The organism is Roseibium sp. FZY0029, assembly GCF_036350355.1.
Taxonomy (GTDB): domain Bacteria; phylum Pseudomonadota; class Alphaproteobacteria; order Rhizobiales; family Stappiaceae; genus Roseibium.
Genome location: NZ_JAZDVZ010000002.1, coordinates 792,884 through 814,426, shown reverse-complemented (window position 1 = coordinate 814,426; position 21,543 = coordinate 792,884). Strand labels below are relative to the sequence as shown.

Annotated in this window: 25 protein-coding genes; all 25 read left to right on the top strand. The window is 57.6% G+C overall.

Going from position 1 to position 21,543, the window contains the following annotated elements:
- Window positions 1-163 precede the first annotated feature (163 nt).
- The 25 genes from V1T76_RS08340 (at window position 164) to V1T76_RS08220 (ending at window position 21,264) form a co-directional block, all read left to right on the top strand.
- Window positions 164-634 carry a hypothetical protein gene (locus V1T76_RS08340; protein WP_062488041.1) on the top strand — a complete coding sequence of 157 codons (471 nt, stop codon included), beginning with the start codon at window positions 164-166 and terminating at the stop codon, window positions 632-634.
- A 713-nt stretch (window positions 635-1,347) separates the two neighbouring features.
- The gene (locus tag V1T76_RS08335; protein WP_330560185.1) at window positions 1,348-3,045 is read left to right on the top strand and encodes a hypothetical protein; all 1,698 of its coding nucleotides are present in this window, start codon (window positions 1,348-1,350) and stop codon (window positions 3,043-3,045) included.
- 326 nt (window positions 3,046-3,371) lie between these two features.
- The gene (locus tag V1T76_RS08330; RefSeq protein WP_006936041.1) at window positions 3,372-3,593 is read left to right on the top strand and encodes a hypothetical protein; all 222 of its coding nucleotides are present in this window, start codon (window positions 3,372-3,374) and stop codon (window positions 3,591-3,593) included.
- Window positions 3,593-5,296, top strand: coding sequence for a portal protein (locus tag V1T76_RS08325; RefSeq protein WP_330560184.1), 1,704 nt, complete (start codon window positions 3,593-3,595; stop codon window positions 5,294-5,296). The genes V1T76_RS08330 and V1T76_RS08325 overlap by 1 nt, the downstream gene beginning before the upstream one ends.
- Window positions 5,283-5,597: a Bbp19 family protein gene (locus V1T76_RS08320; protein ID WP_006936039.1), complete on the top strand. Its 315-nt coding sequence runs from the start codon at window positions 5,283-5,285 to the stop codon at window positions 5,595-5,597. The genes V1T76_RS08325 and V1T76_RS08320 overlap by 14 nt, the downstream gene beginning before the upstream one ends.
- Before the next feature lie 2 nt (window positions 5,598-5,599).
- Window positions 5,600-6,511, top strand: a complete 912-nt coding sequence (locus tag V1T76_RS08315; RefSeq protein WP_330560183.1) for a hypothetical protein — start codon at window positions 5,600-5,602, stop codon at window positions 6,509-6,511.
- A 203-nt stretch (window positions 6,512-6,714) separates the two neighbouring features.
- The gene (locus V1T76_RS08310; protein WP_330560182.1) at window positions 6,715-7,371 is read left to right on the top strand and encodes a hypothetical protein; all 657 of its coding nucleotides are present in this window, start codon (window positions 6,715-6,717) and stop codon (window positions 7,369-7,371) included.
- Between the two features lie 72 nt (window positions 7,372-7,443).
- A complete protein-coding gene (locus tag V1T76_RS08305) occupies window positions 7,444-8,076 on the top strand; it encodes a hypothetical protein (protein WP_330560181.1) in 633 nt (210 codons plus the stop codon).
- Between the two features lie 14 nt (window positions 8,077-8,090).
- Complete coding sequence (locus tag V1T76_RS08300) at window positions 8,091-8,999, top strand: hypothetical protein (protein ID WP_330560180.1); 909 nt, start codon at window positions 8,091-8,093, stop codon at window positions 8,997-8,999.
- 377 nt (window positions 9,000-9,376) lie between these two features.
- Complete coding sequence (locus V1T76_RS08295) at window positions 9,377-9,781, top strand: hypothetical protein (protein WP_330560179.1); 405 nt, start codon at window positions 9,377-9,379, stop codon at window positions 9,779-9,781.
- A complete protein-coding gene (locus V1T76_RS08290) occupies window positions 9,708-10,403 on the top strand; it encodes a hypothetical protein (protein WP_330560178.1) in 696 nt (231 codons plus the stop codon). Before V1T76_RS08295 ends, V1T76_RS08290 begins: the two co-directional genes overlap by 74 nt.
- Before the next feature lie 211 nt (window positions 10,404-10,614).
- Complete coding sequence (locus V1T76_RS08285) at window positions 10,615-10,953, top strand: hypothetical protein (RefSeq protein ID WP_330560177.1); 339 nt, start codon at window positions 10,615-10,617, stop codon at window positions 10,951-10,953.
- A 21-nt stretch (window positions 10,954-10,974) separates the two neighbouring features.
- Window positions 10,975-11,562 (top strand): hypothetical protein, encoded by a 588-nt coding sequence (locus V1T76_RS08280; protein ID WP_330560176.1) that lies wholly within the window; start codon window positions 10,975-10,977, stop codon window positions 11,560-11,562.
- Window positions 11,559-13,991, top strand: a complete 2,433-nt coding sequence (locus tag V1T76_RS08275; protein WP_330560175.1) for a hypothetical protein — start codon at window positions 11,559-11,561, stop codon at window positions 13,989-13,991. Before V1T76_RS08280 ends, V1T76_RS08275 begins: the two co-directional genes overlap by 4 nt.
- 3 nt (window positions 13,992-13,994) lie before the next feature.
- Window positions 13,995-14,495 (top strand): virion core protein, T7 gp14 family, encoded by a 501-nt coding sequence (locus tag V1T76_RS08270; RefSeq protein ID WP_330560174.1) that lies wholly within the window; start codon window positions 13,995-13,997, stop codon window positions 14,493-14,495.
- The gene (locus tag V1T76_RS08265; RefSeq protein ID WP_330560173.1) at window positions 14,461-16,050 is read left to right on the top strand and encodes a hypothetical protein; all 1,590 of its coding nucleotides are present in this window, start codon (window positions 14,461-14,463) and stop codon (window positions 16,048-16,050) included. The genes V1T76_RS08270 and V1T76_RS08265 overlap by 35 nt, the downstream gene beginning before the upstream one ends.
- A gap of 90 nt (window positions 16,051-16,140) precedes the next feature.
- A complete protein-coding gene (locus V1T76_RS08260) occupies window positions 16,141-18,102 on the top strand; it encodes a hypothetical protein (RefSeq protein ID WP_330560172.1) in 1,962 nt (653 codons plus the stop codon).
- Window positions 18,102-18,650, top strand: coding sequence for a hypothetical protein (locus V1T76_RS08255; RefSeq protein WP_330560171.1), 549 nt, complete (start codon window positions 18,102-18,104; stop codon window positions 18,648-18,650). Before V1T76_RS08260 ends, V1T76_RS08255 begins: the two co-directional genes overlap by 1 nt.
- A 66-nt stretch (window positions 18,651-18,716) precedes the next feature.
- Window positions 18,717-18,932, top strand: coding sequence for a DUF7940 domain-containing protein (locus V1T76_RS08250; protein ID WP_442970095.1), 216 nt, complete (start codon window positions 18,717-18,719; stop codon window positions 18,930-18,932).
- Window positions 18,922-19,386, top strand: a complete 465-nt coding sequence (locus V1T76_RS08245) for a lysozyme (protein WP_330560169.1) — start codon at window positions 18,922-18,924, stop codon at window positions 19,384-19,386. The genes V1T76_RS08250 and V1T76_RS08245 overlap by 11 nt, the downstream gene beginning before the upstream one ends.
- Window positions 19,386-19,739, top strand: coding sequence for a hypothetical protein (locus tag V1T76_RS08240; protein ID WP_330560168.1), 354 nt, complete (start codon window positions 19,386-19,388; stop codon window positions 19,737-19,739). The genes V1T76_RS08245 and V1T76_RS08240 overlap by 1 nt, the downstream gene beginning before the upstream one ends.
- Before the next feature lie 7 nt (window positions 19,740-19,746).
- Window positions 19,747-19,974, top strand: coding sequence for a hypothetical protein (locus V1T76_RS08235; RefSeq protein WP_330560167.1), 228 nt, complete (start codon window positions 19,747-19,749; stop codon window positions 19,972-19,974).
- The gene (locus V1T76_RS08230) at window positions 19,971-20,225 is read left to right on the top strand and encodes a hypothetical protein (RefSeq protein ID WP_330560166.1); all 255 of its coding nucleotides are present in this window, start codon (window positions 19,971-19,973) and stop codon (window positions 20,223-20,225) included. Before V1T76_RS08235 ends, V1T76_RS08230 begins: the two co-directional genes overlap by 4 nt.
- A gap of 129 nt (window positions 20,226-20,354) precedes the next feature.
- Window positions 20,355-20,954, top strand: a complete 600-nt coding sequence (locus V1T76_RS08225) for an FMN-dependent NADH-azoreductase (RefSeq protein ID WP_330560164.1) — start codon at window positions 20,355-20,357, stop codon at window positions 20,952-20,954.
- Window positions 20,955-20,988: 34 nt separating this feature from the next.
- Window positions 20,989-21,264, top strand: coding sequence for a hypothetical protein (locus V1T76_RS08220; protein WP_330560163.1), 276 nt, complete (start codon window positions 20,989-20,991; stop codon window positions 21,262-21,264).
- Window positions 21,265-21,543 lie beyond the last annotated feature (279 nt).

Below are 21,543 nucleotides of genomic sequence, written 5' to 3'. Positions count from 1 at the left end.
CGCTGAAAGAGAGCATTCGACGGATATCGCCTTTTCAGACAAGGGGGCGAAATGAAAGAGAAGGTTATTTTTCCGGACGTAAGCAGACGCAGTGCTTCTGTCGTGTGCAAGAGTGTTTCGGAACAATTAGTGAACATTTGAGAGGGATTTGGACATAGGACCCATGGCGGATTTTGAAGATATTACCGGCTGGCGGGAAGAGCTGGCCGCATTTGAGAAAACGGAAGAAGGCAGGGCCTTCTTTGCCGGCAACAAGCGCTACGGTGGCCGCAAAGTTCCATATGAGAACGTCGTGCAGATGGTTGAACTGATCCGCGGGGATGAAGAGCTGCACGAGGCTTTGAAGAAGACACTCTGGTTTGCTCAATACGTCGAGGAACATGACCTTGAGGCCTATGACGAGCAGTATCAGGAGCTTCATCCTATTGACGCTTACGATACCATTATTTTCTTCGGACGTTGGTACCTGATGAAATCCCGGATTCACGCAGACAAAAGCAACCTACTGATTGCTGCAAATTTGGCGGATGACGTCGAGGCCGGGAATGTGACCGATCTCCGAACAGAGGAAGCGATGGATTTCACGAAGAAAAAATACTCTCCGTTCGTCTCCTTTCCGGGGGAGGAGACGTGATGGAGAAGATTGTTGCGATAGATGCCAGTGAAATCAGCCCGATCATGAAAAACTTCGGGCTGGAAGGATTGATCGCCACCGCAAAACGTGGCGATCTTTTTTTTTATAGCAATGATTTCGAATTGGAGTTGAGCCGCTCATCTTTCTACAAGAGCCCAAATGGATTGCTTTTCCGAGATTGGATAAAAAGACAAAGGTACCCGCCTCCGGGTTACACTCCTGACGTCAGAATCGTTGAAATTGACGACGTATTAGATGAGGAAAAAAACGATTATGATCCCAACCGGAAAAGGTTGACCAAAAAGGGAGGATTTGAAACCTGGGATATGTCGATCCGAAAGCGGATGACGAAACATCCCGATTTCGACTATGAGATCATTTCCAGGGAGAAGGACTTTTTCGAAAACAAGAACAAGAATATCTACGATCCAGTCACCAAAAAACATGCGAAGATTGTGGATGTCCCGTTCCGTTATACATCCGTCAAAAAACTGGCTTCAGAATTGGTTGTGGATCCGACTCTGAATTTGTCGAGAGAACAATACGAGAACATTTACAGGTTTAAAGATACGAGGTTTGGCGAGGTGAAGGGCCTCGACCAGGGGCAAATTTTTTTCCCAGAGACCTATGAAGAGGTGTTGTTTCAACGTGCGATCCGCGCAAAGCCCAAAGGGGCGCCGCTGCCCGGAGTAACGGGACAGCTTGGTGGCAGCATGAGCGTGCTACCGGCCGAGGCTGCAAGGGCAGTTCCGATGCTTTCTTCCGGCATGCCGGTTGATGACTTGCCCGGAGCACAACTTGGTCAAAACTCGGGGATCAGCAGCAAGGCCACCGGCACGCTGTGGGACGAGACCACCATTAGTCGGCGGTTCATGAAGCTTGCGCGTCGAGGCGCGCCGGTTTTCGTTCTTGGTCTTGCAGCCGTTCCGGTTTTTTCAATGGTTCAGGCACGTGCGGACGAGCGGAACATACCGTTTGCGCAGGCGGCAAGAGAGCTGGGGCTGGATTTTACAGAGGACGATCTGAAGTCCATGGCGGCGGAGGCGGGCCTCGACCTGGCCGTTTCGCTGACGCCTGTCGGGCCGCTGAAAAAGGCCTGGGACGTTCTGGGCAATCTGGACGACATTATCGCCTTGACCCAGCTTTACGGCGAAGCCTATCCGGACAACCTGGTGATCCGGAAAATGGCCGAAATTGCTACAACCGTGGAAGGTTCGGAGGCATTTGGGGCCTACGTTTATGGCCGGGACGCGCTGACAGGCGCTGTGGGCAGCGCAATCGACTGGGCGTTTGCCGGCAGCGAGGATGAGGAAGAGGCCTTACAGGCGCTGCAGGGGATACAAAACGCGCTTGAGGCCGGCGGAGCCGTGGAGCAGGCCGCAAACCGCGGCGCAACACGCGAAGAATTGACTGACACCCTGACGAGAGACGCAGAGCTGCACCGGGGACAAGTCAGGCAACTGTTGTCGGCAGCCCCGATGGCGGCGACAGATGCTCCGCTTACGGCACCGCGGCTGGAGGACGGCAGTCTTTCTTCTGAAACCATCCTGATGGATGGCGGGCAAGTGCCATTGGGCGAGAAGCCGGTTCTGCCAGGTTCTTCCGCCATTCTGACCCCCGGTTTTGAGGAGGCGCGCCAAGACGGCGTGTCTGGAGCCGGCGCAGTTGGAGCCGGCGCAGTTGGGGCCGAAGTGGGCACCGGCAAGCTGGACGGCGTGAGTGCCACAACGGCGGTGGCTGTTGCTGACGCCTCAGCCGGTTTGGCTGCATCTGCTGATCTGGCCCGGAAAAGTTCCTATGACCGATATCGGCAGATCGGCAGAACTGCCGCCGAAGAGGCGGAAGCGCTTGCGGATTACGAAAGGCTGTTCAGGCAAAGCTATGTCGAACTGGGCGGCCACAAGGAGGCTGCCCGGGACTACGCGATTTACCGGTTCAAGCAGATGTGGGGTCTTTCGGCCTTCGCGCCGGAGGCGGAAGGGACCGTATTGAAATATCCGGTCGAGACAGCCTATCCGGATCTTGAAAAAGACGGCCATGGTTACGTGCGCAAGGACGTTGAGGACCTGCTGAAAGCACAGGGGGTGCGCGCCGCGAAATGGCATCTGACGCCAAATGACAAGACCGGCCGGGACAGGCGGCAGGCCCTGGCGGACGAGGACGGCTACGGTCCGCGCATGACATTGACCTATGACGACGAGACCGGAAAGCGCCATTTGCTGACGGAAGACTTTCAGGCAAATGTCGGCCGCGCTCGGGACAGGGCGTGGCAGACGCACGCCAAAAACAACAGCAGGCGGCCTGCGCGGCAGCCCCCTGCCGCACCGGCTGGAAAGGTTCCGGCGGCGCTGGCCGCCGCAGCGCCCGGTAAAGCTGCGCCGCTGGATGGAGCTACCACCGGGGCGCTGTGAAAAAAACACCGCCCAGGGCGCACAACCGGGAAGCTACAAAAAGCCTTTGAGTGGCAAGAGCTTTCCGGAAATGCGTGTCTGAACAACAGGTTCAGACATCTGGCCTTGCTGGACGCTTCGTCAAAACAGGGCTAAAACAGACCTCATACCGGTACTTTGGAAAATTGCGGCTTGGCCGGCAGGAACGCTTTGGCGCTGCCGGATACGTCCGTTCGATCTTTTTCCGGCCGCCTGCGCGGACCGGCCTTGAGGCGCTGCCGCCGTGCCGGCAGGCGGCGCCGATTACACGTTTTCAAGACATTGAGAGAAAGGGACCACCCATGTGCATGTTTGGTGGGGGAGGCTCCAAGCAGCCGGACCCGGAACCGACACCGCCGCCGCCGCGCGAACCCGACCCGCAGCGGCAGGCGCGCAACCTGCAGGAAAACGGGCGCCGGCGCCGGGCCGCCGCCTATAACACCCGGGCCACCAACCTGACCGGCCCGCTGGGCGTTGCCGATTACGGCAGTGCCTCGCGGCCTGGTGTCACACTTTTGGGGCGTGCGTGATGGGAGTTGTCGACGATCTGAAAACCGAGCTGCAATCGGCCCGGGCGGAACGCCAATGGGTGGAGGCGGACTGGCAGGACTATGTCACCTATACGGCGCCGGACATGGAGCGGGCCTTCAACCGGCCCGGCGGCGTGAGCGCCCGGGATGGCATGAGCGCCCTGCGCGGGTCTGCCGCCCGGGACCGGTCGCGCAAGCTGTACGACCCGACCGCTGTCTGGCTGCTGGACAGGCTTGCCTCCGGCATCGGCTCGCTGACCATGCCCGAAGGCTTTCCCTGGCATGGGGTCGGCTTCGGCGATCCGTTTGCGCCGGCGCCCAGCCAGGCAGACGAGGAGTTTTTCGAACTGGTGCGCGATCACCTGTTTCGTGTGCGGTATTCGGGGCGTTCCGGCTTTGCGCTGGCCAACCGCTCGCGTCTGCTGTCCACCGTGAAACTGGGGACGGGTGTGCTGTTTCCGGTCGAAAACGAGGACAGCCTGGCGGATATCCGCACGCCGGTTCATTACCGCTATGTGCCGCTTTACGAGATTTATCTGATCATCGATGCCCAGGGCAACGATTGCGGGTTCTTTCGGGTGCGCACGCTGAAGGCGTGGCAGGCGGTGAAGGAATATGCCGGCAAGGTGTCGCCCAAGGTGAAGGAAGACGCGGCCGACGCGAAGCGCAAGAACACGGACTACACTTTCGTGCATGCCTGCTTTCTGCGCGAAGGCGGCCACGCCCAGGCGACCGACACCAGGAAATCCCGGTTCGAGAGTATCCACTTCGAGGAAGACAGCGGGCATATCTGCCGGCGTGGCGGCTTCTTCGAATATCCGCTGGTGATCAGCCGGTGGGACCGGGACGGGCTGTCGCCCTATGGCTCGCCGCCGCAGGCAAAGCTGATGAGCGACATCAAGAGCCTGCAGAGCCTGGCGCGGGACGGGCTGATTGCCAGTTCGCAGGCGGTGCGCCCGCCGATCGCCACCCATGCGCAGGAGCGCCAGCTCGACCTCAACCCCGGCCGGATCAACCCCGGGCTGATCGACGAGCAGGGCCGGCCGCTGTTCCGGCCGATGATCGACACGGTGAACCCGGGCGCGGCGGATGCGCAGATCGAGACCATCCGCGAGAAGCTGCGGGTGGGGCTTTATGGCGACCTGTGGCAGACGCTGCTGGAAGGCAATGGCCGCACGGCAACGGAAGCCAATATCCGCCGCAAGGAAATGGCCGACATGATCGGGCCGTTCTCCACCAACATCATGGCCGGAAACGAGGCCTTGTTCGAACGGGAGATCGGCATTCTGGGCCGAAGGGGCGCTTTTGCCCCCGGTTCGCCCCTTGCCCCGCCGCAAAGCGTGCTGGAGGGCGATGTGACCCTGACGCCGACGGCACCCATCGACCAGATGCGCGAGGCCGGGCATTTCGAGGCGATCATGGGCTTCCAGGAGTATCTCGGCATCGCAGCGGGGGCCGATCCCTCCATTCTGGATCTGCACGACCGGGAAGCCGAATACGACTTGACCCGCCGCGCGCTGGGGCTGCCCGCCAAGCTGAGGCGGCGGCCGGAAGAAGTGGAAGCACTGCGGCAGGAACGGGCGGCCGAGCAGCAGCAACAGCAGCAGCTTGCGACCGGCGAAAGCATGGCGCGGATCGCCCGCGACGGGGCGCCGCTTCTGCAGGCCCTGGGCGGCGAGGGAGGGCTGGATGGTCTGGCGTAGCCTCAAACGAGCCGCCCGGCGGCGCCGGGAGCGGGCTGGAGTGCTGGAACGGGCCTATCGGTCCGTTTTTTTGTGTCCGGACGGCGAAATTGTGCTGGCGGACCTGGCAGCCGAATGCGGCATCTACCAGGCGCCGCCGGTGAACCTGGAGCCGCGGGCGGGCGGTTATCTGGACGGGCGCAAGGCACTTTATGCCCGCATCCTGTCCATGATCCGCATTCCGCCGGAAGAGCACGCCGCGCTGCAGGAAGCCGCCCGGCTGGAAATGCTGCCCGAGTTCGAAACTGACGAGGAATATTGACGATGTACGACGCGATTGAGCCGGCAGCAGGACCGGAGGCCGGCGGGCACGACGGTTCTGGACACGATGGTATGGCACATCGCCCTTCGGAGGGCGGAGGTTTCATCGACAGCCTGAGCGAGGCCGACCGGGACATGGCCGCCAGCTATGGCTGGCGCGATACCGCCGGCATTCTGGAAGGCTACCGCTCGCTGGAAGACAGACTGTCCGGGGCGCTTCAGGTTCCGGGCGAGGAGGCCAGCAGCGAGGAACAGGCGGCCTTTTATGCCGATGTTTCCAGCCGCTGGACGCCGAAGGACGGCTATCGCTTCAAGATGCCCGAGACGCTGCCGGAAAACTTTCCCTACGACCAGGCCTTTGCGCAGGAAGCCGGAGACTGGTTCAAGGAGGCGGGGCTTCACCCCGAGGCAGCGCAGAAGCTGCACGACCGGTGGGTGGGCAAGATGGCAGAGCAGTTTTCCGCCCATGAGGAAGCGGCTGTTGACGCCGCACAGAAACAGGGCGAGGCCGCCGAGGCTGCGCACCTGTCCCTGGTCAGGGAATATGGCGAACCGGACAGCGACGGCTATCAGAACGCCATTGCCAAGGCCGACCGGGCGCTGAGCACCCTGAAGACGGCCGGGGTGGACCTGACAGGATGGTTTGCGGAAAAAGGCGCCCTGACCACGGCTGGCAGCGACGGTTTGCAGCAGGTGACGGACCCCGTGGCGGTAAAGCTGCTCGCCTTCATCCACGACAGCGCCTTTGCGGAAGACGGCCTGAACGGTTTCGGCGCGGGTGGGGAGGGGGGCAACCCCTTCGAGACCGGTAATCCGGACCTCAGGCAGCAGTCGGACCTTCTGGAAAACAGCCCCTTGCGAGCGCGGCAGATGATCGTCGCGGCGGGGCGGGATCCACGGTTGTTCGGGTTGTAGCGAGGCCGGATAGTAATGGCCACAAACTGGATTAAGGCTTGGTTTTCATGAAGCCGTTGTTCGCAGGAAGGTCTGCTTTGTTTGGTAGGTGAACTTTTCTCATACACTTTTCAGTTGACTGCTGAACAAATCATGAACAAATTGGACCCTAGGCAGAGGTTTTGCCAGGTAAAAATTCGAAGTGATTGAGAAGGGAGCCGACAGTGCGTCGTTTTACAAGACTAAGAAGACTTATTATTGCTGGTGCAACAATTTTGGCCACGACAAGCCTTGGAACCACTGTTTCCTACGCCTGTGTAAACAATATGGATATGGTCAAAACCATAACTGGATTGATGGCGGACGGAAAATTCCAACAAGCAAGCCAGTATGCGGAAGAAAATCTCGACGTATGCCCGATGCAGGCCAGGTTTTATCTGGCGTTATTGACTGTAGAGGGACGCGATGACCGGCCAAGTTGCGACGCCGTGTACCAGTTGGAAGAAAATTTCTCCATTAACAATTCCAAAGACAACCCGGAAATCTTAAGAAAGTCGAATGAAGGCACAATTGTAAGTTTGCTCAATCGTATCTACATCGGCGGATATATTGAATATTCAATGATCGAGGGGAATGCGTATTCAACTCAGTTGTATATCTCTGAAAATCAGGAAAGATTTCTGAATTACCTGGAACTCGATAAGAATCTTGACTCTGGGTACCTGAATGTTGTTCGGCTTCTCAGCTATGCGGAGCAACTTGGCGTTGATCTAAACAACTTTCCCAAAATTCTTGAAATTGTCGGCGCAGATTTCGAAAGAGACGAATACCTGACGAATTCGGGTTGGCCAAAGTCGATTATATGTGATGTTAGAAAATAGGCAGTAAAACTGAATGAAAAATCTTGTCAACGAATTCACTCACAAATTCTATATCGCAATTAAAGCGAGGGATTGCTTGATTCTCAGGCGTGCTTGGCGGCAACACAAGCATCACTTGAGAGCGCATACGGCAAATCTGTCAAGATTGGCAATCCGGCCCGCAGGCAACAATCGGATGTTCTGGAAAACAGCCCGTTGCGGGTAATCCAGATGATCGTGTCCGCCGGTATCAAAAGATCGAAATCGGAGAGTTCGATTGTGAATCTATCAAGACTATCGAGCATTTTATTGGGCCTGTTTCTCGTTGCCTGTGCGTCAGATGAAGAGAGAAATTTATCAGGTGCAAACGGGAAAACGGTGCTTTCGGCCTGTGATCCCGGACCGATTTTCGAACGGCTCGAGAAAGAAATGAAAACCGGTCTTGCTGGCGCGGGTCAGGAGAGGATTTCTCGCGTATACAACGAATATTTTCGAATAGTGAGAATTTGCGACAAAACTCAAGATATGACTTATGTCGTGAAGCAAGAATATGCCGACAAAAGAACCACCGCATTTCTCGGTTTTCCACCGCCTCCCCCGTATATTTATACGCAAAAAAAGTCGCGAAAAGGTGAGCTTTGCCTCAGTCGGGAGGGCTCGGAAAGTTCGTTGATTTCGGCACCGAAATGGTATTGCGAAAAGGGCGGTTGGACTGACAACATTTAAACAAGGACCAAGTAATGGATAATCACGGGCAGCAAACGATACGCATCGGTGAGTACAAGCTGTTTGGTGTTGCCTCACATATTGTCATCACAGCTCATGATGAAACCGGCAAGCAGATCTGGGAAGTCAACGGACTTTCACATGACAGGCAAAATAATATAATTCCAATAGGAAAACCCTGGGACGGAAGCGATACGATCAAAGGTCACTTGGATAATTTTTCAAGGATGGGGCATCTCGTCGACAACCAGACAACAATTATCGCGGGGACGCCAGCTGAAATCGAGGCATACAGGATAAGAGCTAGCAGGGCTATTGATCGGATCAACGCTCAAAACCTTGATTACAGAATCGACAACCAAAATAGCAACAGCGTGGCGGGGACGGTCCTGAAGTCTTTCGGGATTTCGCCACAGGAATTGCTGAATTCAACAAAGCATCAATTTGAAAAACCAGTCCCAGGCTTTACCGAAGATCTGATCGGCAACAAAGATGTCTTATCTGCAGGATCGGCGCAGTCAGATCCTGAATTGGATGGTCAGTCGGCGCTTGGCAACAGATTACGAAACCATGTTTCTGCTCCGTTTCCGATGCCGAGACCTCATTTGGCAGCGGATGACAACCGTTCGAGGGATAGTCAGCCCGCGTTGCGTGGCGAAAGTGATATTCCGCGGCCATCCTTGAGCGAACCGAAGAGCGGTGAGGCTTTTGAGAACGGTCCCATTCCGAGCGCCAAACCGAGTAGAGCTCGCTCTATGCTCCAGCCTGATAATCTGAAGAATGCAAATCCATTCGACGTGAGAAAACCCGACCTCAAACAGCAGGCCTTCCTTTTGGATCATCAGCCGACGAAGGCGAAGCAGCTTATCCTTTCTGCTGGACGAAACCCGGAGTTGTTCGGGTTCAAGGGTGTTGTCGTTTAACTGAACGACTCCTCGAATTTACGTGGTCCGATGCATTACCTCACAAATCGGATCCATCAGACGCCAGATCCTTGCTCACTTGCGAAGTCCTTTGTGCGCTTTGCCGTCAAAGCAGCGCAGGCCTGTGATTGTCATCGCGATATTGCCACCCCGGCTGAGCGATCTTACCCGCTTTGAGCGATTTCTGCCTCATTAATCGAGGAAACGGAAGTCCTCCAAAACTGCGTATTTCTTTTTCAACCGGAACGTTGCTTCAGCTACTTCAAAATTGGAAGGGGCGACTTTTTGGCAAATTGCCTGCGGCCATGGCGAGGAAACGTGCGCCATCGACAGCAGTCCGTTCGAGCCGGAAAATTGTCAAAATCAAAGGAAATTCAATGACATCTCAAATTTCAGACATCGTCGTTCCGCGTGTGTTCACCCCCTATATGGCGGAGAACAAGCCGGCCAAGCTGATCATGCTGGAAAAATCCGGCATTCTGGCCGGTCCGGCACCGGAAATCGGCAAGCGCTTCAAGGCCGGTGGCAACCAGATTGAAGTGCCGTACTGGGAAGACCTCGATGATGCCGAGCCGACGGTGATCGACGACAGTGACAACAAGATCGGTGTCAGCAAGATTACCGCCAGCGACATGAAGGCCTACAAGCACCGCCTGGCCAAGAAAGACGGTGGCAAGCTATGCCGCAACGGGTCGGGGCGACAGCGCCATGAACCGCGTGGCGGAGCGGATCAGCGCTTACTGGGGACGCCGCAAGGAAGAGCGCATCATCGCGACGGCTGAGGGCGTGATTGCCGACAATGTGGCCAATGACAGCGGCGACATGGTCTATTCCATCTATTCCGATGTCGGTTCGCCGACGGCCGCCAACCGCATCAGCTATCAGGCGATCAACCGTGCGCGCCTGACCATGGGTGAAAACCTGGACGACCTGCGCGTGATCGCCATGCACAGCTTCGTTTACGGCACGCTTCTGGACGACGAAAAGATCGAGTTCAAGAAACCGTCCGAAGCGCCGTTCGAGGTGCCTTACTACGCCGGCATGATGGTGGTGCATTCGGAAATGATGCCGGTGACGGCCGGTGCCAATTCGGACGAATATTCCTGCTTCCTGTTTGCACCGGGCGCTTTCATGCATATCGACGAAGTGCCGAGCCGGTCGACGATCTACGGCAACGAAGGCACTGAAATCACCCGTGATCCGGACATTGGCGACGGTGGTGGTGCCGACTATCTGACCACGCGCCGTTTCGAGCTGATCCATCCGGCCGGAATGGATTTCACGGCGTCCTCTCTTGCCAAATCCCAGGGAGCGAGCCTGGCCGAACTGCGCAACGCCGCCAACTGGGACCGGAAATACAACCGCAAGAACGTGAAGCTGGCCTGCCTTAAGGTGAACATCTGACGGCGTACCCGGAGGGCAGTCTGGAGGCGAGCGACCGCAGACATCCACCCCAACGTTTTTGGACCGATCGACGTTTCTGCCCGTAGCCTTTCCTGCGGGCTTTTTGTTTGGTCGGTTCGACCTCTCACGGGCCTGACCAGGTCAGGGCCTGTCAAATTTCTTCGGGCGGCGTTTGCCGCCCTTTTTCTTTTTCTCGAAAAAGAGGCCAGACATGGACGAGATCATCATGCGCCGCTTGCGGCATCTCCAGCGCCTGGAAGAACAACACGAAGCCGATTTTCTGGCCCGGTGCGCTCCGCCCAAAACCGAGGCTGAAAAGCGGCAGGAACACCTGGCCGATGCGCTGGCCGCGGACTGGAACCGCAAGCAAAGGGCGGCAAGGCAGCCACAGGCCGAAAAGTCGCTGCCCAAAGGCTGGCGCAAGGAGCACTGGAAGACCCAGCAGGCCATGGCCGCGGATTATGCCGGTGTAAAAGCCGCCAACAAATATGAGGCCGTTCAGGCGCTTGCTGCCTATGAGGCCAAAGCCGGCGATCTTGCCGCCGCCTGATCCTTTCAAGGAAACTGTTTTATGTCGGGAACCGTTACCACAGCCGTCGAGATGGCGAACCTTGCGCTTGCGCATCTGAAGGAAGCGCCCATCCGCGACTTCGATTTTTCCTCCGTCGCGTCGCGCTGGTTCAAGAACCACTATGCGGCGCACCGGGATGCTTATCTTGCCATGCACGACTGGGACTTTGCCATCGAGCTGGTGAACCTGGCTGCGGAAACCGAAAAACCTCCATTTCGCTGGGCCTACCAGTACAAGCTGCCAGCCGGCACGCTTCGCATTCCGCAGCAGAGCGTTGGCGGATCGCCGGGAGGGACGATCATTCCCTTCGAAGTGGTGGGCCAGCGCATCATGTCGGATAATCCACCGCCGTTTCCGCTTCGCCATGTGCGCCGGGTGGTGCGGGAGGCCGAATTCGCCCCGCTGTTCGTGAACGGGTTCGCCCTGTTTCTGGCGGCGGGCTGCGCCCATTCAATCACCGGAAAGAACAGCCGGGCAGAAGCCTTGCGCCAGGCGGCACGGGAAGCCTTCGACCAGGCCGGAACATCCGACGCCCTGCAGGGTACGCCGCTTCCCATGATTGACCTGGATATCATTGCAAACAGATGAGCTATCACCTTCAAGCCACATTCAGCCGGGGCGAACTCGACCCGGAGCTGATCTATCGTTCGGACCTGGAACTGTTTCGGTCCTCCCTGGCCGAATGCCGGAATTTTCTGACGCTGAAACGCGGCGGCCTGCGCCGGCGCGGCGGCACCAAATTCATTGCCGAACTTAAGGACAGCAGTCGGCAAGGCTGGCTGATCCCGTTCGAGTTCGGAAACGGGCAATATTACATGCTTGAGTTCGGTGACCACATGTTTCGAGTGTTCACCAGCGAGGGGCGGGTCGGGTCCGTGGAGGTTGCGACGCCTTATTCCTTCGAGGTTCTGCCGCGGCTGAAATTCGTGCAGTCGACCGATACGCTCTTCATTGCCGGAGGCGGCGTTGCCCCGCAGGCGCTCAAGCGGTTGTCGGAACTTTCCTGGGCGATCGAGCCGATGGCGTTCAGGGACGGACCCTATCTGGATGTCAATATCTCGCCGACGAGCCTGAAACCGGCCGGCACGGGCAATGCTGTTCCGAAAATGACATCGAACACAGCCCCGAGCGGGGTGGTATCGGCCTCCAACGGCAGCGCTTCCGCGTGGCAGGTGTTCAGCCGGTCGGAGGGCAAGACAGTGCTTTCATCCGGCGCGACGGGTTGGGTGCAATATCAGTTTCCCAGCAGTGTCGTGATCGATGCCTACATGCTGCAGGCGCCGAGTGACAACAGCCAGAACGACGATATGCCCTGGCAGTGGAACATCGAGGCGTCGAACAACGGTTCCGACTGGACAATTCTGGATACGCAGGACGGTCAGGATACCTGGTCGTCCAATGAATGGCGGGAATATGATTTTTACAACGAGACTGCCTTTACCCATTACCGGCTGAGCTTCACGCAAGGAGGCGGATCGGCTTCGGACAATTCCGCAATCGGGCAATTGGTGTTTCACCAGGCAGGCGGCGATCAGAGCCCTTTCACGCTGACCGCATCAGGCACTGCGGGGATCAATGGCGGTGCCGGCTTTCAGGCGTCTGACGTGGGGCGGCACATCCGATTTCGCGGATCGGACGGGTTTTGGCGCTGGTTCCGGATCCACAGCCGGCAGTCGGCAACCTCGGTTAAGGTGCAGCTGTTCGGTCAGGCGCTGCAGGACACGAAGGCGCAAAGTATCTGGCGGTTGGGGGCATGGTCCGGCACGACGGGGTGGCCGGAAACGATCGGCTGGCACAAGAACAGGCTCGCCTTTGCCGGGACCAGCGAGGAGCCGCAGAAGATCTGGGAAAGCCAGACGGAGGACTTCACCAATTTTTCCGTGTCCCATGTCCTGAAGGCATCCGACGCGGTGACCGCGGGCATTCTTTCCGGACAGGTGAACCGGATCCAGTGGCTGGTCGACGATAACGACCTGATTGTTGGCACGACCCGGGCGGTGCGTGCCGTTGGCAAGGCGACGGATCAGGACCCTTATGGGCCGGAGAATGTCGACCAGAAGCCTGAGACGAATTTCGGTGCCAATGATGTCAGCCCGATCAAGGTGGGATCGGTTCTGATCTACTACGGCCCATACGGCACCGACATGCGCGAAATGGCTTATGACTTCGGGACGGATGGCCGGGTGTCGCAGGCGGTCAGCGAGGTGCAGTCGCATCTGTTTCAGGATGGTATTTCCGGGGCCTGCTACCAGCAATATCCCGATAGCGTCATCTGGCAGTGGGATCAAAAAGGCCTCGGGATCGGGTTTACCTATGAGCGCCAGCAGCAGGTCTATGGCATGCAGCGGCACGACTTCGGCGGTATCGTGGAATGTATGGCCGATCTTTCGGGGGCCGGCGCGGATACGGTCTGGATGATCGTGAAGCGGACCATCAATGGACAGGCGCGGCGGTACATCGAAATCATGCAGCGGCCTTTTCTGGGCGACGCTATCGAGGACGCATGGCATCTCGATTGCGCCGCGCGCTATGAAGGCCTGCCGGCTAACACGGTGGCGGGTCTTGCGCACCTGGAAGGCGAAGAGGTGATCCTTTTCGCAGATGGGACCGACTATCCGGCGGCCGTGACGGCCGGAGAGGCGAGTTTGCCCAATGGCCAGACAGCGGAAAAGATCCTGGTCGGGCTGAATGTGGAGGCGCGGGCCAAGACGTTGCCGTTTCCGATCAATGCGCAGGATGGTTCAGCCATGGGCCGCAAGATGCGCGTGGACAGTTGCGGTATCGCTGTTCTGGACACCGGGACTCTGAAGGCCGGGTCCGACGAAACCTTTCTGGACGAGCTGATCTATTACCGTGCGGGCGACCCTGCCGGAGAGCCGGCGCCTTTGCGCACTGGTGTGCTCGACCAGCCAATCGAAACGCGATGGGAAGACGGGGGACAGCTGACGCTGATGGCCAGCGGCGGCAAACCCTGCACCATCCTGGCCGTCAATTTCGGCCGAGACGCGGAGCCATAAATTATGTGTCACCCAGCAATATTGGCTGCGGTTTCCGTAGCGGGATCGCTTGCCGGCGGCGTCGTGCAAGCGCAGGGCGCACGCCAACAGGCAGATGCCCAGGCAAAGGGGGAAGAACGACGGGCAGAACTGGCTGACCGCCAGAAGGCAGTCAACCAGACCCAGGCTTCTTTTGAGCGGAAACGAACTCTGGACAAATACCAAAGGGCGCTCGGCTTCAATCGCGCTGCTGGAGCTGAGCGCGGGTTGTCGCAGACGGGCTCGCTGAACGATGTCGCGGACGACAATGCCTTCGAAGCTGCTCAGAACATCGAAGCCATCCGGTATGGCGCGGAAGGCAAGCGGGACAATCTGACCTTCGAGGCGAGAACAGCCCGGGAGCGGGCACATTCGAGCCGCCATGCAGGGCGTATCAGCGCAACCAGCGCGATGTTGGGCGGTGTTACCAAGGCTTTCACGACGCTTGGTAATGCTGCGTACAACGGCGCTTTTAATTTCAGATGACAAAGTGGCATTCACAATGGCGAGATTGCAGAAATTCAATGGTACCGACAGTCTTCCGGGTGTTGGCAGCCCGCAAGTAGTCGCTGACGCTGCGGTGGGGGCAGCTACAGCCGGTTTGGGGCAGCAGATTGGCCGGTCCGCCGGCGCTTTCGGTGACCTTGCTGAAGCTGCTGCAGCCCGACGACGCAGGCAGATAGACGATTTCCAGGTTCAAAAGGCGCAGCGAGAGCTGGACGCCAAGTTGAAGGAAAAGGCTACACAGGAGCAGCGGCAGGCACCGCCGGGCGGCTTCGGCTTCACCGAGGCCATGATGGCGCACCTTGAGAAGTCAAAGGAGCAGATGCTCAAGGAACTGCCGGAGAGGTCAAGGCCCGCTTTCGATCAGTCTGTCGAGGCGCGGCGGGATCGCTACATCAACGGCTTTGCTACAATCGAGGCTTCTGAAAACGAACTCTATTTTCGACAAGGGTTGGAGGAAGAAGGTGCTCGGTTGGCGGCGGAAGTCCGCGACAATCCGGAAGGTCTGGCAGAAGCGTTCGAGCAGGCTAGAACGTTGATAAGAGCGGCTCCGTTGCCGGCCCAGGGCAAGGAATCAGCCTATATTAAAATTGGCGAGACCCTGGCCGAAGCGTGGGCCATGACAAAGCCGCCTGAAGAATTGCTATCGGCAATTAGCGACGAACTCGCAAGGCGAGAGGTCTCAAGAACGGAAGGTTCAGGCAATGCCTTCGAACCGGTGGATGAGATGGTCGCCGGTACTGGCGATTTGGAGGTATTTTCCGAGCAACGCCAGGTTCTGGCGGAGCGGCTGAAGCTGCTTCCCGGTGAAACGCTGGGCCGAATGCAGGTAAATGCCGCGAAAAGCCGAGCGGCGACTGCTGCTGGGGAAGCAGAACGGATTGCGAGCCGCATCGAAGCGAGTTTTGGGCAGTTCGATGCTTCCGAGATCGAAGCTAACGACATGCTTGAGCCGAGGCAGAAATCACGATTGATCGATCAGCTTGACGTTGTGAAAGAAGAGCATTTAGCGAACATAGAGGCCGCCAACTGGCTCTTATCCGCTGAAGCTCATGTTCCGGAACCGCAGCGACAGAAAACGGCAGACCGGGCTTTCACCTTTCTGGATGATGGCGAGATCAACCGGGATTCACTTGCGCGCAGGATTGTGGAGACCAAGGGCGTTTTGCCAGAAGCTTATGCCGCCGGTTTGCGAAAGCGAACCATGAGCAGCAATCCGGAGGACATCAAGCATGCTTATGAAAATCTCGCCAGTATTCTGGCGTTGGCACAGCAGCCGGCGTTGTTGCATGAAAGGGGAGGTGACCTGGTCGACAGGTTTGAAAAATGGACCCTTTTGACGAAGCACTACGGGCTGAGCCCGGAAGAAGCCGCAGTGACGCTGGCAAAAGGCAATGATCCTCGTTCTTTTCACAATCTGGAGCAGGCTTATGACCGGCAGTTTCCCAATTTGAAAGGGAAAGACCTCGGCAGCCAGACCTTGAGAGAGTTGCTGACACCTGCCGACACAAGATTTTCAGAAGGATCTAGCGGATAAACGCAAGAAGTTCAATCCGGCAGGAGCCTTTTCGAGCCGCCAATGTGACCGTGGCTCAATTTCTGATTTCAAATTTTAACAGGAAACTCCATGACAGTAGCAGCCTTGACCGAAGGCCGCGCCCAGATCACTGGCGACGGCGTGACGGATCGTGTCGACTTGCCTTTCCAGTTTGTCGACCAGAACAATTTGCAGGTGACGCATCGGACGACAACCGGCGTGATTACCGTTTGGCAGTATCAGCAAAGCCCGGGCAACTGGCACTTTACCGGCGGCAACTTCGGCACCGGTACCGTGCTCTTTGACGCAAGTGCTTTGCAGGCAGGGGAGACGCTGACGGTCCTGCTGGTGAGCAACTACGATCAGCCTTACAGTCTGGCCGGTGGAGAGATTGACCCGGCAGTCATGGAACGCGCCATGGACCGCACGGCGATCAACATGCAGTCGGTTGCCACCCGGGCGCTGATCGAGGTCAACGGCGGCTTTGACCTGAAAGGCCGGCGGATGATCAACGCGCTTGATGCAGCCGATAATCAGGACTTGCCGACGCTTCAGCAGGTTCTTGAAATCGCGTCTCTTCCAGGCGCGCAAGGGCCGAAAGGTCCGGTCGGCAACCAAGGCCCCACGGGTCCGGCCGGTCCGCAAGGCCCAGCAGGCCCGCAGGGGCCTCAGGGGGAACGCGGCCCGCTCGGCTATGAAGGTCCGCGAGGCCCTACCGGCTTTCAGGGGCCGGAAGGCCCGCGCGGTCCCGAAGGCCCGTCCGGTCCGACTGGCTCACAAGGACCGATTGGCCCGCAAGGTCCGCAAGGGCCAGAGGGGCCTGTTGGGAAATCCTTCGACCCGGATTACACCGGCTTGACGGCCGACCGTGCAGCCTATGACGCCGAACCAAAAGACACGTCCTTTCTCGATACTGAGGCGGGGATTGTCTATTGGAAGCTCTCCAATGATGTCGGCGCCTGGTCGACCGGTGTTAACTTCGGGCGCGGGCCGCAGGGCTTGCAGGGGCCTCAGGGCATCCAAGGCCCGGCCGGTCCCATTGGCATGAACCACCGGGGCACATGGAACGTCGCCACCGCCTATGCTGAGCGAGACACCGTCTATCATGACGGATCTTATTTCGTCTGCGTGTCGGCACATACCGGCGTTACTCCGGCAGACGCGGCGGCGGAATGGGACATTGTTGCCGCAAAAGGGGAACGCGGCCTGCAGGGTTTGCAGGGCATTCAGGGGCCGGAAGGGCCGCAAGGCGTGCAGGGGCCGGAAGGTATCCAAGGCCCGAAAGGCGATACCGGCGCGCAAGGCCCGACAGGTGCGCAGGGTCCGCAAGGTCCGCAGGGCGATCCCGGGTTGATCTATCGTGGCTTCTGGTCTTCGGGCGACACTTACAATTCTGACGAAACAGTCACCTACAACGGATCTTCTTATATCTCGTTGCGGGTGAATGTTGGGAAGAATCCGAGTGTTTCGCCAGATGATTGGGGCTCGCTGGCTGCAAAGGGTGATGTCGGGCCGGTCGGGGCAACGGGGCCGGAAGGGCCGCAAGGTTCAACCAGCTACGACGCCGGGACTATTGGTGGTCTGTCGGCAAGTCAGCTTTTGCGGTCTGATGTAAGCGGGACGATCTCGGGGAACTTGACAGTCAATGGCCACCTGTACGCCTCTGGCTACATTTACGTGAACATGGACAACAGCGGTGACGCATGGATTGTTTTCAGAGACGCGAACAGCGGCGGCGCGGACCGCCTTCTAGGTTGGGACGACAGTGCTAACGCGTTCGTCGCTGAAGAGAACGATGGCGGCTTTCACAAGCTAGCTCTTGTCTATGACGGCTCAAGCGCGAATGAGACAAACTTTCCGATTGGCCACACCGTGATAACCACAGATAGCCAGCCGTCGCGTAATCGAAACGGGTCATACACGGTCAAAATCCCTAGCGGAAATAGCTTGGACTACACGTCTACAGCGTCGGGGACGAACTTGTCAGGCACATGGCGTTCGCGTGGTCGTGGGGCTGGCGGCAGCACAGTCATGTTTCAGAGGGTAGCTTGATGACAGATCAACCAAATGCACCAGCGGACTTTAATTCTGCAACGCCGGCAATTACCAGCTTTGGTGGGTTTGAGGCTTATCACGAAACCGACCACACAGAGGTAGACATGAGGCGCATCACGGGTGCGTGCTTCTATGAGGTGGTTTGGCCAGATGGTTCAGTTGAGACGCTGTATACCAGCCTACGACCCGGCGAAAACTTCGGTTGGAGCCTTAAGGTAATCGAAGCTGCTCAGGCTTGGCGAAATGCTGGCGGTGTTATTCCGGAATGGGTTCCGCCAACACCTGAAGAAATACGGGCGTTGATGCCAACTTTGACGGCCCGGCAGTTCCGGCACGGTTTGCTGAACACCAACACATTGCCGTCTGAAGTGGACGCGATCATTGCGGAAATCGAAGACGAATTTGAAAAGGAAGCCGCCCGGATCGATTGGGAACACGCAAACGGGTTTGAGCGGCTGCACCCTCTCGTCGTGGCTTGGGGGGCGCGGTTGGGGTTCACACCGGAAGTCATTGACGATCTTTGGGAGTATTTCCAAACGATCTAACCTGCTGCCAAGACCGAAACATCCCCCGCCTTTGAGGCGGTTTTTTTATGCCCGAAAGGCTCTGACTTGAAACTGGTTTCAGACTGGTGCGCGGTCCTGCAAAGGGCTTGGAGCGTACGCCTTATGCTGTTTGCCGCGCTGCTCTCTGGCGCGGAAGTGGCGTTGCCCTTTCTGGGCGACTTCATTGCGCCGGGCTTACTCGCTGCCCTTTCTGCGCTGACTGTGTCGGCCGCCTTCGTGGCCCGGCTTCTCGCACAAAGGAATATGAACGATGGGACGTAAAACCCGCCTTGTCGGCGGCATCGGCGCGGCTGCGATTGCGCTGGTCGGTGCCTGGGAAGGTCTGCGCCTGACGGCATACCGGGACGTTGTTGGCGTTCCAACCGTCTGTTACGGCGAAACGCTCGGCGTCAAGCTTGGAGACAAGCACACACAGGCCGAGTGTGACGCAATGCTGTTGGCCTCGTTGCAGCGGCATGAAGCCGGAATGAGAAAGTGCCTCAAGCGGCCGGATGCCATTCCCGCAAAGTCCTATGTCGCGTTTGTCAGCCTCACCTACAACATTGGGGTCGGGGGCTTTTGCCGGTCGACTGCGCGCAATCGTCTCGATGCCGGGGACGTGCGTGGCGCCTGTAACGCAGCCAAATGGTTCAACAAGGCAGGCGACCGGACGATCCGGGGACTTGTAAACCGCCGGGCGGCCGAGCATTCGCTATGCCTGGAAGGGCTGCAGTAATGCCGGTGATCGCCTGGATACTCCAAAGCCGCACCGCGTGTGCTGCCCTCGCCATTGCCGCCGTTCTGGGCGGCTTTTTTGTTTGGCACAAGGTCGACAAGTCGAGCGCGGTTCGCCGGGCCGTTGTCGAGTATGTGGCCGACGCGGAATTGACCGCAGCCCGGGTGCAGCTTGAAGAACTGAAACGCCGGAAGGTTGTCACGGAACGGGCAAACCGGCGTTTTCTCTCTCTTATCGATCAGGCCAACGCGGAAGCGGAAGCCGCAGCACAGGAGTTGGAACACTATGTTTCGACCGTTGGGGATGGCTGCACTTTGCAGCCTGATCTTTTTGAGCGCTTGCGCAACCAATGACGAGCGGTTGCGAAGGGCCGCCGCACTCTCGGCGCAGGTGGAAGCCTCGAAAGAGTTGCCGGGCTATCCGGACGACTGCAGGCGGAAGGAAACGTCCGGCGTTCAGATCGGCGAGCCGCTGGATGTTGCCCTTATCCGGACAGACCTGGCGCTTGGCCGGGCCAATGCCCGCGTGATGCGGTGCGGCCGGTGGTACAACGAAATCAAACAGGGTTACGCAGGGGGCGTGCAGTGAACGAAGATCAGATGCGGGAAATTGCCCGCGAAGGCGGCAAGGAGGTCGGCCGGGAAGCCGCGCAGGAGGTTCTGCGAGCACTTGGCGTCGACATAGAACATCCGTTGGAAGCTCAGAAAGACATGCACTTTCTGCGTGATCTGCGCAAAGGCACCTCCAGCGTCAAGGGCAAGGTGATCAATACCATTGTGGGGGCACTTGCACTGGCTGGACTGTACAAACTCTTGTCAGGAATTAGATGGGGAGCCTGAAATCTCTAAGGGCATCGTTCGGTGGCTTGACGCACTGTTCACCAATCTAAGTCTAGTTGTTAAAAATTTTGAAGACTATCTCCAAATATCGAACAGAAACTTTTGCGTTGCAAAACTTTGGAGATCAAAATGTCCGAGCCGTTTAAAACAATCCTACATATCAATGCCTCTGCTCGTGCCACCGGTTCGGTGACGCGTGACCTCGGGCAGACCTTCGTGGCACGTCTATTGGCAAAATCACCAGATGCTGAAGTCATTGCACGTGATGTCTCCAAGGGACTGCCCTTTCTCAATGAGGAGTGGATTGGAGCGACTTTTACAGATCCTGCTGCACGGAGTGCAGAACAGAATGAGGCGCTTGCTTTGTCTGATACGCTTGTTGGAGAATTGAAGGCCGCGGATACCATTGTAATTGGCACGCCTGTCTACAACTTCTCTGTTCCGGCGGCGCTGAAAGCCTGGATCGACATGATCGCGCGGGCAAGAGAAACATTCCAGTATACCGAGAATGGGGCGGTGGGGCTGCTTCAGGGTAAAAAGGCCTTTATCATCATTGCCTCGGGTGGCACCAAAGTCGGATCAGAGATTGACTTTGCCGGGACTTATCTTAAGCATATCCTGGGCTTCATCGGCATTACCGATGTCACGATTATTGCCGCTGATCAGTTGATGATTGATCCTGACAACCGAGATGTCGCACTGGCTCAGACATTGGAGCTAGCCGCCTGAGTGAAGTCCCGGGTTGAGGACGCTGAAGCGATTTATGAAATTGCAGAATGCAACTGGCGTCATTCTGGATAAAATTTTTAGTTGTATTTCTTTAGTGGAAAAAGTTGGCCCTTTTCAGGGAGGGAAGTTACGCTTTCCTTCCCGCAAAACCTGGCAAGCTAACAATAGCTGCTTCCGCCCAGCGACTTTTACGGCTGCACCTTCTGGTGCAGCCGACTACGCCGGGAAACTATTTTTTTTTGTTGAATTGTCCTGCCGTCCACTCAGCGCAGCTCGTTTTCTTTTATTTCCTGCCGTTTGGTTCAGATGACACCAACTACGATTGCAGCCAAAAATGCAAAGGCTGCGAGGAAGGCAATCATGTTCAGGTTCCGTACAAGGGTCATATGTCCGCTCCCGATTACCTCTTTCTGACTGGGCGATACTAAGTCAGCACAATGCGGAAACGAAGCAAAAAAGATGCTGCAGCGCAGCGGAGGTGTGCATTCCAGGGTTGTGGTTGTTGAGGAAGCATTAAGTAAAGCCTTGAATGGAAACGGTCCCTGCCGTTCCGTGGAAAAACAGACCTGATTTGCCCAGGCGACGCCAA

Bases quoted from the DNA above. Each gene is read 5' to 3' on its own strand.
- V1T76_RS08340 (WP_062488041.1), top strand. From the start codon at position 164: ATGGCGGATTTTGAAGATATTACCGGCTGGCGGGAAGAGCTGGCCGCA.
- V1T76_RS08335 (WP_330560185.1), top strand. From the start codon at position 1,348: ATGAGCGTGCTACCGGCCGAGGCTGCAAGGGCAGTTCCGATGCTTTCT.
- V1T76_RS08330 (WP_006936041.1), top strand. From the start codon at position 3,372: ATGTTTGGTGGGGGAGGCTCCAAGCAGCCGGACCCGGAACCGACACCG.
- V1T76_RS08325 (WP_330560184.1), top strand. From the start codon at position 3,593: ATGGGAGTTGTCGACGATCTGAAAACCGAGCTGCAATCGGCCCGGGCG.
- V1T76_RS08320 (WP_006936039.1), top strand. From the start codon at position 5,283: ATGGTCTGGCGTAGCCTCAAACGAGCCGCCCGGCGGCGCCGGGAGCGG.
- V1T76_RS08315 (WP_330560183.1), top strand. From the start codon at position 5,600: ATGTACGACGCGATTGAGCCGGCAGCAGGACCGGAGGCCGGCGGGCAC.
- V1T76_RS08300 (WP_330560180.1), top strand. From the start codon at position 8,091: ATGGATAATCACGGGCAGCAAACGATACGCATCGGTGAGTACAAGCTG.
- V1T76_RS08295 (WP_330560179.1), top strand. From the start codon at position 9,377: ATGACATCTCAAATTTCAGACATCGTCGTTCCGCGTGTGTTCACCCCC.
- V1T76_RS08290 (WP_330560178.1), top strand. From the start codon at position 9,708: ATGAACCGCGTGGCGGAGCGGATCAGCGCTTACTGGGGACGCCGCAAG.
- V1T76_RS08285 (WP_330560177.1), top strand. From the start codon at position 10,615: ATGGACGAGATCATCATGCGCCGCTTGCGGCATCTCCAGCGCCTGGAA.
- V1T76_RS08280 (WP_330560176.1), top strand. From the start codon at position 10,975: ATGTCGGGAACCGTTACCACAGCCGTCGAGATGGCGAACCTTGCGCTT.
- V1T76_RS08275 (WP_330560175.1), top strand. From the start codon at position 11,559: ATGAGCTATCACCTTCAAGCCACATTCAGCCGGGGCGAACTCGACCCG.
- V1T76_RS08270 (WP_330560174.1), top strand. From the start codon at position 13,995: ATGTGTCACCCAGCAATATTGGCTGCGGTTTCCGTAGCGGGATCGCTT.
- V1T76_RS08265 (WP_330560173.1), top strand. From the start codon at position 14,461: ATGCTGCGTACAACGGCGCTTTTAATTTCAGATGACAAAGTGGCATTC.
- V1T76_RS08260 (WP_330560172.1), top strand. From the start codon at position 16,141: ATGACAGTAGCAGCCTTGACCGAAGGCCGCGCCCAGATCACTGGCGAC.
- V1T76_RS08255 (WP_330560171.1), top strand. From the start codon at position 18,102: ATGACAGATCAACCAAATGCACCAGCGGACTTTAATTCTGCAACGCCG.
- V1T76_RS08245 (WP_330560169.1), top strand. From the start codon at position 18,922: ATGGGACGTAAAACCCGCCTTGTCGGCGGCATCGGCGCGGCTGCGATT.
- V1T76_RS08240 (WP_330560168.1), top strand. From the start codon at position 19,386: ATGCCGGTGATCGCCTGGATACTCCAAAGCCGCACCGCGTGTGCTGCC.
- V1T76_RS08225 (WP_330560164.1), top strand. From the start codon at position 20,355: ATGTCCGAGCCGTTTAAAACAATCCTACATATCAATGCCTCTGCTCGT.
- V1T76_RS08220 (WP_330560163.1), top strand. From the start codon at position 20,989: ATGAAATTGCAGAATGCAACTGGCGTCATTCTGGATAAAATTTTTAGT.